The organism is Tsuneonella sp. HG222 (assembly GCF_053819185.1).
In genome coordinates, this window is the sequence record NZ_JBSOQZ010000002.1 from 104,033 (window position 1) to 121,510 (window position 17,478).

At 67.9% G+C, this 17,478-nt stretch carries 17 protein-coding genes; 8 read left to right on the forward strand and 9 right to left on the reverse strand.

Translation table 11 applies throughout. The features are described from left to right. Positions 1-8: 8 nt before the first annotated feature. The gene (locus ACWPMZ_RS12100) at positions 9-1,097 is read left to right on the forward strand and encodes a GNAT family N-acetyltransferase (protein WP_455704316.1); all 1,089 of its coding nucleotides are present in this window, start codon (positions 9-11) and stop codon (positions 1,095-1,097) included. After that, positions 1,094-1,903 carry a proline dehydrogenase gene (locus tag ACWPMZ_RS12105; protein ID WP_455704317.1) on the forward strand — a complete coding sequence of 270 codons (810 nt, stop codon included), beginning with the start codon at positions 1,094-1,096 and terminating at the stop codon, positions 1,901-1,903. Before ACWPMZ_RS12100 ends, ACWPMZ_RS12105 begins: the two co-directional genes overlap by 4 nt. Here ACWPMZ_RS12105 and purD read toward each other — a convergent pair. After that, complete coding sequence (gene purD, locus ACWPMZ_RS12110; protein ID WP_455704318.1) at positions 1,900-3,186, reverse strand: phosphoribosylamine--glycine ligase; 1,287 nt, start codon at positions 3,184-3,186, stop codon at positions 1,900-1,902. The genes ACWPMZ_RS12105 and purD overlap by 4 nt on opposite strands. Here purD and xseA point away from each other — a divergent pair. From xseA to ACWPMZ_RS12135, 5 genes are all read left to right on the forward strand, one after another. Continuing rightward, positions 3,185-4,654 carry an exodeoxyribonuclease VII large subunit gene (gene xseA / locus ACWPMZ_RS12115; protein WP_455704319.1) on the forward strand — a complete coding sequence of 490 codons (1,470 nt, stop codon included), beginning with the start codon at positions 3,185-3,187 and terminating at the stop codon, positions 4,652-4,654. The two genes, purD and xseA, sit on opposite strands and share 2 nt — an antisense overlap. A 24-nt stretch (positions 4,655-4,678) precedes the next feature. Continuing rightward, positions 4,679-4,882 (forward strand): DUF2093 domain-containing protein, encoded by a 204-nt coding sequence (locus tag ACWPMZ_RS12120; protein WP_455704320.1) that lies wholly within the window; start codon positions 4,679-4,681, stop codon positions 4,880-4,882. Further along, positions 4,879-5,808, forward strand: coding sequence for a peptidoglycan DD-metalloendopeptidase family protein (locus ACWPMZ_RS12125; RefSeq protein ID WP_455704321.1), 930 nt, complete (start codon positions 4,879-4,881; stop codon positions 5,806-5,808). The genes ACWPMZ_RS12120 and ACWPMZ_RS12125 overlap by 4 nt, the downstream gene beginning before the upstream one ends. 358 nt (positions 5,809-6,166) lie before the next feature. Next, a complete protein-coding gene (locus ACWPMZ_RS12130) occupies positions 6,167-9,223 on the forward strand; it encodes a TonB-dependent receptor plug domain-containing protein (RefSeq protein ID WP_455704322.1) in 3,057 nt (1,018 codons plus the stop codon). A gap of 253 nt (positions 9,224-9,476) precedes the next feature. Continuing rightward, on the forward strand, positions 9,477-10,382 hold the full coding sequence (locus tag ACWPMZ_RS12135) for an esterase-like activity of phytase family protein (RefSeq protein WP_455704323.1): 906 nt from the start codon (positions 9,477-9,479) through the stop codon (positions 10,380-10,382). On the opposite strand, the gene rpmB is transcribed toward ACWPMZ_RS12135, so the two are convergent. Next, complete coding sequence (gene rpmB / locus ACWPMZ_RS12140) at positions 10,357-10,644, reverse strand: 50S ribosomal protein L28 (RefSeq protein WP_455704324.1); 288 nt, start codon at positions 10,642-10,644, stop codon at positions 10,357-10,359. The two genes, ACWPMZ_RS12135 and rpmB, sit on opposite strands and share 26 nt — an antisense overlap. A 123-nt stretch (positions 10,645-10,767) precedes the next feature. Between rpmB and tadA the strand changes: the two genes are divergently transcribed. Further along, the gene (gene tadA, locus ACWPMZ_RS12145) at positions 10,768-11,223 is read left to right on the forward strand and encodes a tRNA adenosine(34) deaminase TadA (protein ID WP_455704325.1); all 456 of its coding nucleotides are present in this window, start codon (positions 10,768-10,770) and stop codon (positions 11,221-11,223) included. On the opposite strand, the gene ACWPMZ_RS12150 is transcribed toward tadA, so the two are convergent. The 7 genes from ACWPMZ_RS12150 to ACWPMZ_RS12180 form a co-directional block, all read right to left on the reverse strand. After that, the gene (locus ACWPMZ_RS12150) at positions 11,220-11,918 is read right to left on the reverse strand and encodes a ribonuclease T2 family protein (protein ID WP_455704326.1); all 699 of its coding nucleotides are present in this window, start codon (positions 11,916-11,918) and stop codon (positions 11,220-11,222) included. The genes tadA and ACWPMZ_RS12150 overlap by 4 nt on opposite strands. Next, entirely contained in the window at positions 11,915-12,346 is a 432-nt protein-coding gene (locus ACWPMZ_RS12155) for a hypothetical protein (protein ID WP_455704327.1), read from the reverse strand. Before ACWPMZ_RS12155 ends, ACWPMZ_RS12150 begins: the two co-directional genes overlap by 4 nt. A 51-nt stretch (positions 12,347-12,397) precedes the next feature. After that, positions 12,398-13,261, reverse strand: a complete 864-nt coding sequence (nadC, locus tag ACWPMZ_RS12160; RefSeq protein ID WP_455704328.1) for a carboxylating nicotinate-nucleotide diphosphorylase — start codon at positions 13,259-13,261, stop codon at positions 12,398-12,400. Between the two features lie 13 nt (positions 13,262-13,274). Then, positions 13,275-14,069: a LytR/AlgR family response regulator transcription factor gene (locus ACWPMZ_RS12165; RefSeq protein WP_455704329.1), complete on the reverse strand. Its 795-nt coding sequence runs from the start codon at positions 14,067-14,069 to the stop codon at positions 13,275-13,277. After that, complete coding sequence (locus tag ACWPMZ_RS12170; RefSeq protein ID WP_455705145.1) at positions 14,066-15,253, reverse strand: sensor histidine kinase; 1,188 nt, start codon at positions 15,251-15,253, stop codon at positions 14,066-14,068. The genes ACWPMZ_RS12165 and ACWPMZ_RS12170 overlap by 4 nt, the downstream gene beginning before the upstream one ends. 83 nt (positions 15,254-15,336) lie before the next feature. After that, entirely contained in the window at positions 15,337-16,029 is a 693-nt protein-coding gene (locus tag ACWPMZ_RS12175) for a DsbA family protein (protein ID WP_455704330.1), read from the reverse strand. A gap of 9 nt (positions 16,030-16,038) precedes the next feature. Then, the gene (locus ACWPMZ_RS12180) at positions 16,039-17,469 is read right to left on the reverse strand and encodes a M48 family metalloprotease (protein ID WP_455704331.1); all 1,431 of its coding nucleotides are present in this window, start codon (positions 17,467-17,469) and stop codon (positions 16,039-16,041) included. Between the last annotated feature and the right edge of the window lie 9 nt (positions 17,470-17,478).

A 17,478-nucleotide genomic window follows, 5' to 3' on the forward strand; every position in this document is an offset into this window, starting at 1 on the left:
GCTTTCAGGTGTTCCAGACCGCAATCCACCCGCCGGTGCTCGACTTGCGCCGCCCAGAAGGCGCGGCCGCCCTCGCGCGTGGCTGGCAGCACCTGGCCGACCGCGCCAGCTTGCCCACGCAGGATGCCGCTTTCGTCGCCGCCTTGCGCCAATCGCTGCTGATGGGCGACGAGCTGGCGCTGTTCCAGATCGAGAGCGAGAACCGCTACGACGCGCTGCTGCCGCTCGCCCGCAAGGCCGGCCGCCTGGCGCGCTGGCGGCTGGCGGGTGACGACGAGGTGTTCGAGCCGGGCGATGCGCTGTGCCGCGATTCGGTCGCCGCGCGGAGGCTGGCGGACCTGGTGGCGCAGGAGACCCGCCCGCTGATGCTCGCCCGCGTACCGGCCGGGTCGGCCTTCGTCCCCGCGCTGGTCGAGGCGATGAAGGGCCGCGGGCTGGTCAGCATCCGGCCCGCGACTCCCTGTCCGACGATCGCGCTGGACGAAAGCTGGCACGAGCCGGAAAGCCGCTTCACCTCGCGCCGCCGGTCGGATTTCCGCCGCGCCGCGCGCCGCGCCGCCGAGTTCGGTGCGCTCGCCTGCGAAAGCGTCTCGCCCGGGCCGGAGGAGTTCGATCCGCTGTTCGACCAGGCGATCAAGGTCGAGGCCGCGAGCTGGAAGACAAAGGCGGGCACGGCGATCCTGTGCGATCCGGTCAAGGAGGCGTTCTTCCGCGCCTATCTGAAGGATGCGAGCGAGCGCGGCGCCTGCCGGATGGCGTTCCTGCGGCTGGGCGACCGGATCGCCGCGATGCACCTGGCGGTCGAGCTGTGCGGGCGCCACTGGCTCTACAAGATCGGGTTCGACGAACGCTTCGCGCACGGCTCGCCCGGCACGCTGCTGATGCTCCATGCGATCGGCGATGCGGCGCGGCGGGGGATGCGCTCGTTCGAGCTGATGGGCGATTCGGAGCCCTGGATCGCCGACCTGTGGACCCGCGACGAGCGGCCGTGCTGGCAGGTCAGGACCTATCCGCGCAGCCTGCCGGGGGCGGCGGCCTGGCTGGCGGACGCCGGGCGCTGGCTGCAGGAGCGGGTGGTCCCGGTACCGGCCAAGTGAGCGCCCTTCGCGCGCGGCTGTCGGCGGCCCGCCATGCCCTGCCCGAGCTGGTCGAACGGACCGTGCCGGTCGCCGGCGCGGCGGAAACCGCGCGTGCGATCGCCCGGCTGGAGCGGCGCGGCTATGCCACCACGGCGGGTTATTTCCATGCCGACGGGGCGCCGCCCGTGGCCGTGGCCGCCGCCTGCCACGCGCTGGCCGAAGCGCTGCGGGCGCGGGGCCTGCCGACCCTGATGGCGATCAAGTCCAACGCCCTCGACCACGACCGCACCTTGCTGCGGGCCATCGCCGCGACCGGCGTGCCGCTGGTATTCGATGCGATGGCGCCCGAGCACGCCGATCGCATCCATGCCCTCGCACACGAATTCGCCGCCGGGCTGGCGCTTCCCGCGCGCTGGCGGCGCAGCCCCTCCGACGCCGCTGCCCTGCGCGACACGCCGTGCCGGGTGCGGCTGGTGCGCGGCGAATGGGCGGACCCGGACCGGGACGCCGAGGATCCGCGCGGCGCCTATCTCGCGCTTGCCCGCACCCTTGCCGGACGCAGCGCTCCCGTGGGCGTGGCGACGCACGATCCGGCGCTGGCCGGGGAGGCGCTGGCGATTCTCCTTGCCGCGGGCACGCCGTGCGAACTGGAGCAGCTGCGCGGCCTGCCGCGCCGCCGGACCGAGGCGCTCGCGCGGCGGCTCGGCGTGCCGGTGCGGCTCTACTGGCCGTGCGGCCCGGGCTGGTGGCCCTATGCGGTCGACCAGGCGCTCGCCCGCCCGCACCTGCCGCTCTGGGCGCTGCGGGACGCGCTCAGGCTCTAGCGCTTGCTCCGCGCCAGTTCGCGCCAGCCGATATCGCGGCGGCAGAACAGGCCCGGCGCATCGATGGCTTCGACCGCGTCGTAGACCTTGCGCCGTGCCTCGCCGATGTCAGGCGCCCGCGCCGTCACGTTGAGCACGCGCCCGCCATTGGCGACCAGCCGGCCGCCGTTTTCGGTCGTTCCCGCGTGGAACACCAGCGCGCCGTCGCGCTCGGCCTCGCCCACGTCGATCGGGCTGCCCTTCTCGGGCGTGCCGGGATAGCCGTTGGCGGCCATGACGACCGTCATCGCGGTGTCGTCGGAAAACTTCGGCACCGGCAGTGAGGCCAGCCGGCTGGTCGCGGCGGCATAGAGGTATTCGCCCAGGTCCTCCTCGAGCCGCATCATCAGGACCTGGCATTCGGGATCGCCGAAGCGGCAATTGTATTCGACCAGCTTGGGCCCTTCGCGGGTCAGCATCAGGCCGGCATAGAGCACGCCGACGTAGGGCATCCCCTCGTCCGCCATGGCCCTCACGGTCGGGCCGATGATCCGGGCGATCGCCTCGCCGCGGATCTCCGGGGTCAGGATCGGCGCCGGGCTGTAGGCGCCCATGCCGCCGGTGTTGGGGCCGGTGTCGCCTTCGCCCACGCGCTTGTGATCCTGCGCCCCGCCGAACGGCAGGATGGTCGCGCCGTCGGTGATGGCGAAGTAGCTCGCCTCCTCACCCTCCATGAATTCCTCGATCACCACCTCGGCCCCGGCTGGTCCAAATTGGCCGCCGAACATCTCGCCCAGCGCCGCTTCGGCCTCCTCGCGCGTCTGGGCGATGACCACGCCCTTGCCCGCGGCAAGCCCGTCAGCCTTGAGCACGTAGGGCGGCTCGAAACCGCCAAGCGCCTCGCGCGCCTCGCCAAGCGAGGTCGTGCGGACATAGCCGGCGGTGGGAATGCCGGCCCGCTGGCACAGATCCTTGGTGAAGCCCTTGCTGCCTTCCAGCTGGGCGGCTGCCTTCGACGGGCCGAACACCGCGATACCTTCGCTGCGCAATTCGTCGGCCAGACCCGCCACCAGCGGCGCTTCGGGTCCGACAACGACGAAATCGACATCCTTTGCGTGGCAGAATTTCATCACCGCGGCGTGGTCCGCCGGGTCAAGCTCGACCAGCTCGGCATGGTCTGCGATGCCGGGATTGCCCGGCGCGCAGTAGAGCTTGCCGCCGTCTGCGGCGATGAAGCGGGATTGCGCCAGCTTCCACGCCAGCGCATGTTCGCGCCCGCCCGACCCCAGCAGAAGGATGTTCATGCCCGGCTCTCCTGAAATCGACGCCATTGGTAACGCGGGGCTCGTAGCCAAGGGGCAGGCCGGGGACAACGCCGCGCCTCTGACCATCACCGAGATTTCCGCTCGGCTCAAGCGGACGGTCGAGGATGCATTCGGCTTCGTGAAGCTGCGCGGCGAGCTGTCCGGGGTGAAGCGCGCCGCGTCGGGCCACCTCTACTGCTGCCTGAAGGACGAAGGCGCGCGGATCGACGGCGTGATGTGGCGCGGCGGCGTGGAGCGCCTCGGCTTCCGCCCGGAAGACGGGATCGAGGTCGTCGCCAGCGGCAAGCTGACGACCTATCCCGGGCGGTCGAACTACCAGATCGTCATCGAGCGCATGGAGATCGCGGGCGAGGGCGCGTTGCTCGCCCTGCTGGAGAAGCTGCGCCAGCGGCTCACGGCGGAAGGCCTCTTCGCGCCCGAGCGCAAGCGGGCGCTGCCCTATCTGCCGTCGGTCATCGGCGTGGTCACTTCGCCCACCGGGGCGGTGATCCGCGACATCCTGCATCGCCTGGCCGACCGTTTTCCCAGCCGCGTCCTGGTCTGGCCGGTGCTGGTCCAGGGGCAGGGGTCGGCCGAGCAGGTCGCCGCCGCCGTGCGCGGGTTCGGCGCTTTGGCCGAAGGTGGGGCCGTGCCGCGCCCCGACCTGCTGATCGTCGCCCGCGGTGGCGGCTCGATCGAGGACCTGTGGGGCTTCAACGAGGAGGTCGTCGTCCGCGCGATCGCCGAATCGCCGATCCCGGTGATCAGCGCCGTGGGCCACGAGACCGACACCACGCTGGCCGATCATGCCGCCGATCGGCGGGCGCCGACCCCGACCGCCGCGGCCGAGATGGCGGTGCCGGTCCTGCGGGATCTTGCCGCGGCGCTCGACGAGTTCGGGTTGCGTCAGCGCAAGTGCGCGCTGCGGCCGGTGGCGCTGGGCCGCGAGCGGCTCGAAGCGCGGGTCGCGCGCATCCCGCGGCCCGACCAGATCGCGGCGCGCAAGGCCCAGGCGCTCGACGACCTCGGCGAACGCCTGCGGCGCGGGCTGGCCGACCGTGCGGCGCAGGCGCGCCATGTGTTGCAGGACGATCGCCACCGCCTCTCGGGCGCTCTGCTGCGGGCGAACTTGCGCAGCGGGCAGGACCGGCTCGACCGGGTCCGTTCGCCCCTGCCCATGCTGCAGCGGCAAATGGCCGAGGGGGCCGAGCGGCTTGCCGCGCTCGATCGCCTGCGCCTCTCGCTTGATCCGCACTCCCCGCTCAAGCGCGGCTATGCCATGGTGAGCGCGCCCGGCCGCCCGGTGGTGTCGAGCAAGGCGGTGGCGGCCGCCCAGCCCGCCCTTACGCTTCAGTTCGCCGACGGCATGCTCGACGTTTCGACGAGCACGCTGCAACCGCCCGCGGCGCTCAAGGCTCGGCCCGTCCCATCCCGCCCCCGGCCCGCGCAAGACGATTTGTTCGGCTGAACCGGAGTTGCTAAGGTCCTTGCCATGCTGATGAATTCCGGCCGCAGCCCGGCCACCCTGATGTACGGTCCCAACGGTTTTCGCGTCATTCGACCGGGCCATTTCGTCGCCTGCGCGGTAAGCGGCGAACCGATCCCGCTGGAAGAACTGCGTTACTGGTCGGTCGACCGGCAGGAAGCCTACGCCAGCGCGAAGATCGCCACGCGGCGATTGAGCGGAGGGGCATGAGCGGCACCGGTAGCGCGGTCCGCTTCCTTCTCGGCGTTGCTGGGTTGGCCCTGCTGGGCAGTTGCGCCGGTTCGCCCGAGCCTGCCCCGCGGCAGGCGCCCCCGGTCGCGGTGGTGCAGCCCATCCCCTTGCCGGCGCCTTCTCCGGCGCCGCAGGGACCCGCCACCTTCGAATATGCCGGCGAGCTGACGCAGGGGGGATGGCTGCGCGGCCGCGCGCCCGCAGGAACGGTCTCCGCACGGCTCGATGGCCAGGCGCTGCTGCTGGATTCCGCGGGCCGCTTCTTCGCCGCCTTCGACCGCGACGCGGGGCCCTCGGCCCGGCTCGTCGCTACGCTGGCCGACGGGCGGACCATCGCCAGCACGCTGAGCATTTCGCCGCGCGCCTGGAACATCGAGCGGGTCGACGTGCCGATGCGCCCCGGCAGCGGGCCGACCGAGGCGTTCATGGCGCTGCGCCGCCCCGAACTGGCGCAGATCGCCGCCGCGCGCGCGGTCGACCATCCGGTCGATGGGTGGACCCAGCGTTTCGTCTGGCCTGTAAAGGGCCGCATCTCGGGCCGGTTCGGTTCGCAGCGGGTGTACCGCGGCGGCGAGGCGGGAAGCTATCATTCCGGGCTCGACATCGCCACGGGCGGGAGCGGCACCCCCTATGTCGCACCGGCGGACGGCGTCGTCGTGCTGGCGGCGCAGAGCCCCTTCACGCTGGAGGGCAACCTGCTGATCATCGATCACGGTGGCGGGCTCAACAGCGCCTTCCTGCACTCCTCGAAGATTGCGGTCTCGCTCGGCGATCGGGTGCGCCAGGGGCAGTACATCGGCAATATCGGAATGACCGGTCGAGCGACGGGGCCCCACCTGCACTGGAGCCTCAAGTGGCGCGACGCGCGGCTCGACCCCCTGCTTTTCCTGGGGCCGATGGATTAAAGCCATACCGCGCCGCATCATTCTTTCCCGGCCGACCGCAAACGATGCAAGTTTGCAACAAGGTTGATCGTTGCAATTGTAACATTGTTGCAAAAGCCATGGATTCGGTCGATTTGTGACAGTCGTTCGTCCGGTCGCAGGTGACTGTTGCACATTGGTGACATGCACGAATCAATGTCTGCCCGCCGACCGAAGTGCTTTGACCGGACGGTCGATTATCCCGCATTGCGGCACATCATTTTCCGGATGGGATTCGTGTGTTCGACGCGCGCGGATGGGGCCAGGGAGGCCACTTGCCGGGAAATTGTTCAAGGTCCGCCGCAGTTCCGGTGGCGGCCTTCAGAAAAGGGACTGGAACGTGATCAACACCAAATTCTCCATGCTTAAGGCTGGCGTTGCTCCGCTCGCGGTCGGCTTCGCTCTGTTGAGCGCGCCTGCCTTTGCGCAGGAAGCCGTCGACTGCGAAACGAACCCGAACGCTCCGAGCTGCGTCTCCGAAGACGACGGCAGCGCGAACGTCATCATCGTTACGGGCTCGATCGTCCGCAACCCGGCCGCCGCCTCGGCGTCGCCGATCACCACGGTTTCGGCCGACGACCTGCAGACCCGCGGTGTCTCGACGATCGCCGAAGCGGTGCAGACGCTCAGCGCCAACAACGCCGGCACGGTGCAGCCGAGCTGGTCCTCGTTCGGTTTCGCGACCGGCGCGAGCTCGCCCTCGCTGCGCGGCTTCAACAACGCCTACACCCTGACGCTGTTCAACGGCATGCGTTCGGCGCTCTACCCGCTGGGTGACGACGGCTACCGCAACTTCGTCGACATCAACTCGATCCCGTCGTCGATCGTCGACCGCGTCGACGTCCTGCTCGACGGCGCCTCGGCGACCTACGGTTCGGACGCGATCGCGGGCGTGGTCAACGTCATCGTGAAGCGCCAGATCGAAGGCCTGCACCTCAATGCCTCGTTCGGTCAGACGACCGAATACGGCGACGCGACCGAGTACAAGGCAAGCGCGACCTACGGCTACGGCGACATCGACGATCAGGGCTTCAACGTCTATGGTAACTTCGAGTACCAGAAGAACGGCCGCCTGCTGATGCGCGACCGTCCGGAGTTCAACAAGTCGTACCTCGGCGACCTCAGCGGCATCTGCGGCACCGCCGCCCAGGGCTGTCTGACCAGCAACATCGTCAACGGCATCCAGGGTGACAACAGCTACCTGGGCTTCGGTTCGACCTATGCCCCGGCGTTCCGCCCCTACACCGGTGCCGGCACCGGCGTGCAGGGTCCGTACCAGTACGGCCCGGCCGGCTGCCTCGACCTGCCCTCGATCACGCTGACCCAGGCGCAGTTCAATTCGGCTCCGGCCGCACAGCAGGCGGTTATTCCGACCAACCGCACGCTCTGCCAGCAGGATCTTTCGGACTTCACGTACAACTCGCCGACGCAGCGCCTGGGCGGCAACCTGAAGGCCACCTTCTCGCTGGGTGACCGGGCCGAAGCGTTCTTCATGGTCAACTACATGAACGTGCAGACCAGCGGCTACAGCACGCCGCTGAACTACACCGGTTCGACCGCCGCCGGCGGCCCGACCGTGACCGTCTCGCAGATTTACCTCCCGGCCTATATCTGTCCGCAGGGCGTCGCCTCGATCACTGGCGGCATCCTCTCGGCCACCGGTTGTAATGCGCAGAACGGCACGCTGAACCCGAACAACCCGTTCGCGGCGCAGGGTCTCCAGGCTCGCCTGGTCGGCCGTCCGGTCTCCTCGCGCGGCACGGACACCGAAGCCACGACCATCCGCTACAGCGGTGGCATCGACGGTTCGTTCGGTGACTGGAACTATAACGTGGGCGTCGCTGCCTCGGAAGTGGTGCTCGAGCGTACGCAGTTCGGCTACATCTGGCTGCCGGGTCTGTTCACCGCGGTCGCCAACGGCGGTTACAACTTCGTCAACCCGCTCGCCAACACGGAAGCGCAGACGCAGCTGGTCCTGCCGGACAACTTCAACCGGTCGAACTCGAAGGAAACGCAGGTCGTCGTCTCGGTCAACCGCGACTTCTTCGAACTGCCGGGCGGCTCGCTCAACGTCGCCGTCACGGGCCAGTATCGCTACGAAGCGATCCACAACCCGAGCGCCAATCCGCCGAACGCCGCCAGCCCGAACCAGCGCTACTACTCGATCAACGCCGTGGGCGTGGACGGTAGCCGCGAAGTCTGGTCGGCCGGTTACGAAATCTCCGCCCCGATCTCGGACTTCCTCCGGGTGAAGGCGCAGGGTTCGTACGAGAGCTACTCGACCGGTCAGTCGAAGTTTTCGCCGAAGTTCGAAGCGACGGTTCAGCCGATCGAGGAACTGAAGTTCCGCGGCACCTACTCGCGCGGCTTCCGCATTCCGAGCTTCTCGGAAAGCTTCGCCCTGCCGACGACCGGCTTCGTGTCGGCCAACATCAACTGCACCCAGGCCACGTACGCTGCGTTCTGCGCCGCGCACGCCAGCAACCCGTCCTACTACTCGGGTGGCTACAACTACGGTCTGACCTCGTCGGGCAACCTGAACCTCAAGCCTGAGACTTCGGAAGCCTTCACGATCGGTGCGGTCGTCCAGCCGATGCGGAACATCACGTTCACCGCCGACTTCTGGCAGACCGAGATCAAGGACGCGATCGTTCCTGTGACCGCTGGTCTCGATGTGTTCCAGCAGTACTACTCCAACAACGGTGTCGTTAACATTCCGGGCATCACCGTGACCCCGGGCGTTGCCGATCCGCAGAACCCGAACGCGCTGCCGCTGATCGGTACCGTCAACGGTTCGTACAGCAACTCGAACACCTTCCTGGGCCGTGGCATGGACTTCACCCTGGATGCGTCGTTCAACATCAGCGATTCGCTGCGCTGGCGTTCGTACGTCAACGCGTCGTACCTGATGCGTCTGCAGTCGACCCTGGCGAACGGCAATGTCGAGCGTTACGACGGCACGCTGGGCGCCTGCCACATCTCGTCCTGCTCGGGTGCTCCGACGTGGCGTGGTGTGTGGCAGAACACCTTCACCTACAATGACGACACCCGTCTGAGCCTCACGGCTTACTACACGGACTCGTTCAGCGACGTCGCGACCGATTCGGCCGGCGTCTACGGTGACTGCCAGGCGAGCGCCGACAACGGTCAGATCCTGACCTGGAACGACGGTTCGCCGGTGCAGTGCAGCACCCCGAGCACGTTCTACATCGACGGTCACGTGGAACACACGTTCGCCGAGAAGTTCACGCTTTATGCCGATGTTCTCAACATCCTCGGCACCAAGCCGGACTTCGCGCCGAACGCCGCCTACGGCATCTACGGTTTCGCCCCGTCGTGGCAGGACCGCCTGTTCGTGGGTCGTTTCCTGCGCGTCGGTGCGCGGGTCGATTTCTAAAGTTTAGAACTTCGAACAAGAAAGGGGCGGTCTTCGGGCCGCCCCTTTTTTTTGCGGCCTGTGTTGGTATGCGGGCGGCGGTGAAGGTTACTTCCTTCCCCATATCGCAGCTTCTGCGCTAACTCTGGAAACTGTCCTGAACCGGCCCTGCCGCCTCTTCCTCCTGACCTGCCTCGTCATTCTGCTGGTACCGGGACTGTGGGTTCGTTCCACGACGCAGCCGGAGCCCGATTTCTCCGGCAAGCTAGCTTTCGTGCCCCTCACGGAAGAGCGCGCTGCGCATGGGTCCTTGGCCGTTGCCGGCCTGTGGGAACTGGTCGGGCCCGATTTCCGCTTCGGAGGATACTCCGCGCTAGTGCCGCTGCCGGGAAGCCGGCTGCTGGCGCATTCGGATTCCGGCCAGCGGCTGGAATTCTGGCAACAGGACGACGGGACATTCGCTCACCGCTTCTCCTCGGCGCCTGATTCCGGCGACAAGCGCCTGAACGACTTCGAGGGCGGTGCGGCCGACCCGAAGAGCGGGCGCCAGTGGTACTCGCTGGAGATGGCCAACACGATCCGGCGCTACGCGCAAGACGGCTCGTACGAAGGCGAGATCGCCCCGCCGGCGATGGCGCGCTTTCCTCAGAACGGCGGCGCCGAGGCTCTGGCACGCCTGCCCGACGGCCGCTTCATCGTCCTGCAGGAAGTTGCGCGCTGGCCCCACATGATGAACCGCGTTGGGCTTCTATTCCCGGGCGATCCGCTGCTGGGCGGGGCACCGATCGAATTCACGATCAGGCCCCCGGCCGGCTACGATCCGGCCGATGCGGTGGCTCTTCCCGACGGCCAGGTCCTGATTCTGCTGCGGGCGCTGCGCCCCACCAGGCACGGCCTGTTCAGCAGCCGCATCATCGTGGCCGACCCGGCCGACATAGCCGAGGGCCAGGTATGGCCCTGGCGCGAGCTAGCGAATCTCGACGAGTTGCTTCCGCGCGAGAACTACGAAGGCATGACGGCCGTCAGCGACCGGGGACGCACGATCCTGTGGATCGTGTCGGACTCGAACCGCAGCGGCTTCGTCCAGCGGACGCTGCTCGCCAAACTGGAATGGAACGAATGCGCGGCCGCCCAAGCGGCCGACTGCATCGGGGTTAGGCCGCCTCAGCGACCTTCTTGAGCTCGCGCTTCACCTTCAGCGCGCGGGCGCTGAGCTTGATGTCGCTGGTCTTGAGCAGCCAGTTGTCGAGACCGCCATTGTGCTCGACCGAGCGCAGACCGTGCGTCGAGACGCGAAACTTGAAGCTCTTGTCCAGCTTCTCGCTCAGCAGGGTGACGTTCTGCAGGTTGGGCAGAAAGACTCGCTTGGTCTTATTGTTGGCGTGGCTCACGTTGTGGCCGACCTGGCGGCCCTTGCCGGTCAATTCGCAGATACGCGACATGGTTCGTCTCAACTCGTTTATCGGAAGCTATCCGGGAAAGCGGCGCGCATAGCGAGGGCCGTGCGAATCGTCAAGCATTCCGGCACCATTGCGGGCGCAATCGCACACGGGTAGCGCACCGGCATGACCCGCTGGCCCCTCCCCCCACCGATGGAACGCGCGCTCGCGTTGGCGCGCGATGCGGCCGCGGCGGGGGAGGTGCCGATCGGCGCCGTGGTCGTCAAGGACGGCGCGATCGTCGGCGAAGGGCGCAATGCGCCGCGCGAGACACACGACCCGACCGCGCATGCGGAGATCGCCGCCATTCGCCAGGCGGCCGCCGCCCTGGGCAACGAGCGGCTTGCCGAGTGCGACCTGTGGGTCACGCTGGAACCGTGCGCCATGTGTGCCGGGGCGATCGCCCACGCCCGCATCGCGCGGCTCTACTACGCGGCGCCCGATCCCAAGGGCGGCGCGGTCGCGCATGGCGCGCGGGTGTTCGACCACCCGCAAAGCCTCCACCGGCCGGAAGTCTATACAGGGATGGGAGAGGACGCTGCCGCCGCGCTGCTGCGGGAATTTTTCGCGGAACGGCGCTAGAGCCCGCGCCAGATCTTGATCGGCTGAGCGTCTGCCGGCCCCAAGGCGGACCGCTTGCAAGTTCGCGGCATGAAATCCGTGCCGTAGCAAAGCCGCATTCCCTCGAACCACCCGCGTTCGTTGACCTCGACACCGACCTGGTCGGCCCCCCATGCCGGATTTGCCGTGACGAAAGCCTGCCGCAGGTCCCCGGCGGTCGGCTCCCGGCGCGACAGGCGGTCGATATCGGGCCAGCGCAGGCTGTTCCACAGGATGCTCCCGACTTTGAAATAGGCCACCGGGCGCCGGACCATGCAACTGCCATGGCGGGCCCATTCGTGCGCCAGCAGGCGGGCGGACGGGGTCATGCAAAGATGTGGGCGTAGAGCGTCGCCCCGCAGCGGGACTTCGGTGCGGCACCACTGCGGCGAAACGCGCGCTCCCTCAGGCCATAGGCCGTGCAGGACCATGCCGAAGCGCCCGCCCGCGCCCGAACACTGGCGCGCGTCCGCTTTGGAGCCCTTGCGCGTCCGGCAGTACTCGGGCGACCAGCTGACGGCGAGCGTGTAGCCCGTGACCGGTGCCCGGCGCTCGGCACCGCGATCCATGCGCGGCACCGCGATCTGGCCTTGCGGCACCTGGCATTGATAGGCTTGCGCGGACAGCGCCGCCGGCATCGCCAGCAGGGCCGCTGCGAAAAGCCGGATGCCGATCAATCGGCGGGGTCGGCGGGCGCAGTTTCGCGGTTGCCGGCGAACCAGGCCTTCGCATCCGGCTGGAAGAGATACCACACCGCAGCAGCCTGAAAGATCACGCCGAGTAGCGACAGGGCCTCGACCGCGCCCAGACCCCCGGCAAACAGCGAGGGCAGCTTGACGAGGCTGTAGGCGAAGAACAGGACCACGACCCACTTGGCGATCACGAACCCCTTGCGCGAGACCAGGTACCACAGGAGCAGCGAGATCAGGGTGCCGACGGCGATACTGCCGATGACGAGGCCGCTGCCGACTGCGATGCCGGATTCAGCAGCCTGCGCCTCTGCCTGCTCCATGATGGCACCGTAAGCGAGCACCGAAATGAGCAGCGAGACGACGATCGAGCCAAGATAAAACAGGTCGAACTTGCGAATGGAATCAGGCCGCATGACGTACAATCTCCCTCCCCGGAAAAGCGAAGTCTGCCCGATCCGGCCGACTCACGCAATCGGCGTGAAGTCGAGCCCGATATCCGCGGCCGGGGCGCTCTGCGTCAGGCGGCCGACCGAGACGTAATCCACCCCCGTCGCGGCAATCCCGCCGATTGTCTGCAAGGTGACGCCGCCGCTCGCCTCGGTCGGCACCCGGCCGGAGACCAGCGCCACGGCCTCCCGCAGTTCCTCGGGCGACATGTTGTCGAGCAGCAGGTGACTCGCCCCGGCGGCGAGCGCGGGCTCGATCTGGTCGAGCCGGTCGACCTCGCAGATCACGTTCTCGACCCCGGCGTCGATCGCCCGCCGCACGGCCTCGCCGACGCTGCCGGCGACCAGCACGTGGTTGTCCTTGATCATCGCCGCGTCCCACAGTCCCATGCGGTGGTTCTGCGCCCCGCCGGTGCGGGTGGCGTACTTTTCCAGGTGGCGCAGCCCGGGAATGGTCTTGCGGGTGTCGAGCAGGGTCGCGTGCCCACCCATTGCGCGCACATAGGCGCGGGTCATGGTGGCGATGCCCGACAGGTGCTGCACGGTATTGAGCGCGCTGCGCTCCGCAGTCAGCATGGCACGGGCGTTGCCGGCCAGCCGCATCAGGTCGGTCCCGGCAGGAACTTCGGCGCCTTCGCCGACGAGGATCTCGATCTCCATCGCCGGGTCGAGCGCGCGGAAGAAGGCGGCGGCGATCGGCAGGCCCGCGACGACGATGGCATCGCGGCTGTCCATCGCGCCCTGGAAACGCGCATCCGCCGGGATCACGCTCTCGGCCGTCACATCGCGCCCGCCGCCGGGCAGGCCCACGCCAAGGTCCTCGTCGAGCGTTTCGCGAACGAACCGCTGCAGGTCGAAGCCGGGTAGCTGGAACGCCGTCATTGCGGATCGGCCGTCAATGGACGAACCGGGCGACGACATCCCTGTAGCTGCGCGAGACCTTCACTTCGGCGCCGCTGTCGAGCACGAGGAAGCATTCCCCGTTGGTGTGCGGCTTGACCTGGCGCACCTGGTCGAGGTTGACGATGGTCGAACGGTGAACCCGCTGGAAGATTCGAGGGTCGAGCCGCCGCTCGAGATCCTTCATCGTTTCGCGCAGGATCAGCGAATTGTCGCCGGTGTAGATACACATGTAATCGCCCGCCGCCTCGATGTGCTCGATGGTGTCGACGTCGACCCGGAAGATCTGCCCGCGGTCCTTCACGTTGATCAGCTTCTCGTAGCGGCCGGTGCTCTCGTCGTCGGTGGGCATGTTTTCCATGGCGTCGGGCGCCACTTCGGCCAGAACGTCCTGCAGCTTCTTGGCCTCGTCGGCGCTGCGCTTCTCGGCCAGGCGGGTGCGCACCCGCTCGAGCGTGTCGGCCAGCTTGTCTTCGTCGACCGGCTTCATCAGGTAATTGACCGCATTGGCCTCGAACGCGCGGATCGCGTGTTCCTGGTAAGCGGTCACGAAGACGAACAGCGGCGGGTCGATCTCCATGACGCCCTTGACGACCGAGAACCCGTCGAACCCCGGCATCTGAATGTCGAGGAAGACCAGGTCCGGTTTCTCGGTCTTGATCTTGCGGATCGCCTCGCGCCCATTGGCGCAGGTTTCGATGATTTCCACGTCGGGAAACTTCTCGAGACGAAGGCGAAGTCCCTGAATGGCCAGTTTCTCGTCGTCGACGAGGATGGTGCGGATGGTCATGTGTCAAATCCCAAGGCGCGCTGTGCGGGCGCGGGTGTAACGGATGGAACGGCTTGCGGTTTCGCGGGCGCGACCGACGGGGTCTCCGCCGCCCGTTCGAGAGGGACCTCGATCACCACGGTGAAGCCGCCGTCGGCCGGCGTGCGGATCTCGAACAGGTGGTCCTCTCCATAGGCCTGGGCCAGGCGATCGCGGATGTTGGCAAGTCCAACCCCGGTCGATTCATGCTTGCCGAAGGTTGCTTGCGGCAATGTCGCCCGGCGGGAGCGGGCGCGCAATCCCGGGCCCGTGTCGGACACGGTCAGGCGAAGCCGGTGGCCGACGAGTTGCGCCGAAAGGCTGATCCGGGCGCCTTCCTCCTGCGGGCTGACGGCATATTTGATCGCGTTCTCGACCAGCGGCTGGAGCAGGAAGCTGGGGATCATCGCCACCGCCGCCGCCGGATCGATGTCGAAGACCGTGCGCAGCCGCTCCTCGAAGCGCATCCGCTCGATGTCGAGGTACAGCTTCAGGGTCTCCACTTCCTGCGCCACGGTCACCTTGGCGCCCGGCTCGCTGACCAGCGTATGGCGCAGGAAGCCCGACAGGCGGGTAAGCATCGCGTTGGCCGGCTCAGTTTCCTTCAGCAGCACGAGCGTGCTGATCGAATTGAGCGTGTTGAACAGGAAGTGCGGGTTGAGCTGGTAGCGCAGCATGGCGAGTTGGGCCGCGGTCGCCTGCGCCTCGAGCCGTTCGAGCCGCTCGGCCTGTTCCTCGACCTGCAGGAAATAGTTGATCGCATAATAGAGCGCCGACCAGGCTCCGAGCAGCGACAGTGGGAGGATGTAGATGCCCAGCACACGCTGGACGAAGCTGACCGTGTCGTCGGGCCGGTAAAGGCTGAGCGCCCAGGCGTCGATCGCGGCGAAGAGGCTGACGGCTACCAGCAGCAGGGCCGCCGTCGCCACCCAGGTTACGAGGGGCCGCAGGCGGATCAGATAACCGAAGATCACCGCCAGGATCAGGCTGATCGAAAGCCCGGTGATGGCTTCGATCAGGACCAGGACCAGGAAGCTCCAGGGCTGATCGTTGGCCATCGAGGAGACGCTGCGCAGCAGCATGGCGCCGCCCCACCCGGTGAGCTGCAGGTTCCAGAAGGCGCGGTTCTTGTCGGCGAAGAAAGGCGTCGGGCGGAACAGGTGAATGCCCGAATCGCCGGCCGGCGCGGCTGCGAAGCGGGGCCCCGATCGCTGGCTCTTCTGGCGCCGGAACAAGGCGGTCAGCGCGTTCAGGACTTGCGCGCCTCCGCGACCGCCTTGGCCAGTTCCTCTTCGCCCACCGCGCCGTCGATCACGCGGTCGCCGATGACCCAGCCCGGCGTGCCCCCGATGCCCAGCTTGGCGGCCAGTTCGTGGTTGTCCTGCAGGAACGGATCGAATTGCCCGGCCGCGATCGCCGCATTGGCCTTGGCGAGATCGACCCCGGCGGCCCGTGCGGCGGCGGCGATCGTCTCGGCCGTGGGATTGCCCAGGTCGAACATCGCGTCGTGGAAGGCGGCATACTTGCCTTGCTGGGCGGCGGCGAGCGCCATGCGCGCGGCATCCGCACTCTCGGGGCGCAGGATCGGGAATTCCTTCATCACGATCCTGAGATCGGGATTGGCGGCGACCAGCGCCTTTACGTCCGGCACGCTCGCGCGGCAGTATCCGCAGGCGTAATCGCTGAATTCGACCAGGGTGACGGCACCGTCCGGATTGCCGAGCACGGCACCGGGGAAGGCCAGCTCCAACTGGTCGCGCACGGGCTCGATCCGCGCCTGGCGCTGGCGCTGGTCCAGCACCCCCATCGCTTCGGGCAGAATCTCGGGATTTGCCATCAGGTAGGTGCGGGTCGATTGTCCCGCATACGGCGTCAGGCCCCAGAGCGCCGCTCCGGCGAACCCGCCGAGCAACCCGATGGCCAAGGTGAAGTACCAGCGCATCGCTCGCGCTTACTTGCGGTCCTTCTGTCGTTCAAGCCGCGCGCGGGCCTGCATCGCCACGTCCTGCGCGCGAATCCAGTCGGGCGAGTTCTCGGGCAGCGAGGCCATCGCGGCCTGCGAGTTGAGCAGCGCCTCGGGGGCATTGCCCGACATGATCTGCTGTTCGGAGCTGGCCAGCCGGGCGCGCGGAATGTCTCCCTTGCGGCCGTAGACCATGCCCAGCTGATACCAGGCGAAGGGATTCTCGCGATCCTTCGCCAGCGCCGCGCGCAGCACCGTTTCGGCCTCGTCGAGATGCTGGCCGTCCTCGGTCGCGACCAGCGCGTGGCCGAAGGTGCCGGCGATGAGCGGATCGTTGGCGGTCAGCTGGGTCGCCTCGCGCAGCGGCCGCAAGGCATCGTCGGGCTTGCCCGATTCGAGCAGGATCTGGCCCTTGAGCTCGAGGAAATAGGGATCGTGCCCGTCGACCGCGAGCAGCGCGTCGATTTCCTCGATCGCCCGGTCGAGCCGGGCATCCTTGTGATAGGCATAGGCGCGCGCGTAGTGCGCCGGCACGGTCTCGACATAGTCTGGGTACGAACGCAGCGTATCCTCCGGCTTGGCGAGATAACCGTAAAGCTTCGCCTTGGCGCGCTGGAAGCGGTCCTCGATCTCGGCGGTTTCGCGCGGCGCCGACACGCAGGTGCCGGGCTCGACCGGGTCGGTCATGGCGATACTGGCGACGAGGTCCGCAGCGGGGGGATCCCACGCCGGATCGTCCTTCAGCTCTTCCTCCAGCGTCACGGCGCGGTCGCCGCTCATCGGGTGGGTGCGTGAATAGGTCTGCTCGTCCGCCTGGCTGTAGCCGCGGCGCATCTCATAGCTCTGCAGCTTGCGGAAGAACGCGACTGCGCCCTTGCCGCTGATGCCCGAGCACTTGAGCAACTGGACGGCGGCCGCATCAGCGGAGGATTCCTGCGCCCGGGTGAAGGTCAGCAGGCTGCCGAGCGCGACCTGCTGGCCCAGCGCCATCGCGGCGGAACCCGCCTCGGGCGCGCCTGCCGCCATCGCCGCGATCCCGGCGAGGATCGAGAGCACGTTGATCTTCATCGCATTGCCGTAGCCTTCGTAGAAGCGAAGGGCGTGGCCGCCGATGATGTGGCCCAGTTCGTGTGCCAGCACGCCCTGCACCTGGTTGGCGTTGTCGGCCGCGTTGATCAGGCCCGAATGGATGTAGATCGTCTGCCCCTGCTGGACGAAGGCGTTCATCGTGGGGTCGTTGATCAGCACGACGTCGACCGAGCCGCGCGGCATTCCGGCCGCCACCACCAGCGGGTCGACCATGTCCTGCAGCAGCGCCTCGGTTTCGGAATCGCGCAGGATGGACTGGGCGGCGGCCGGCTGGGCCCCGAGCAGGCATGCGGCGGCAAGGCAGGCGAGAAGGCGTGAGAGGATGCGCATGGCCGGGCT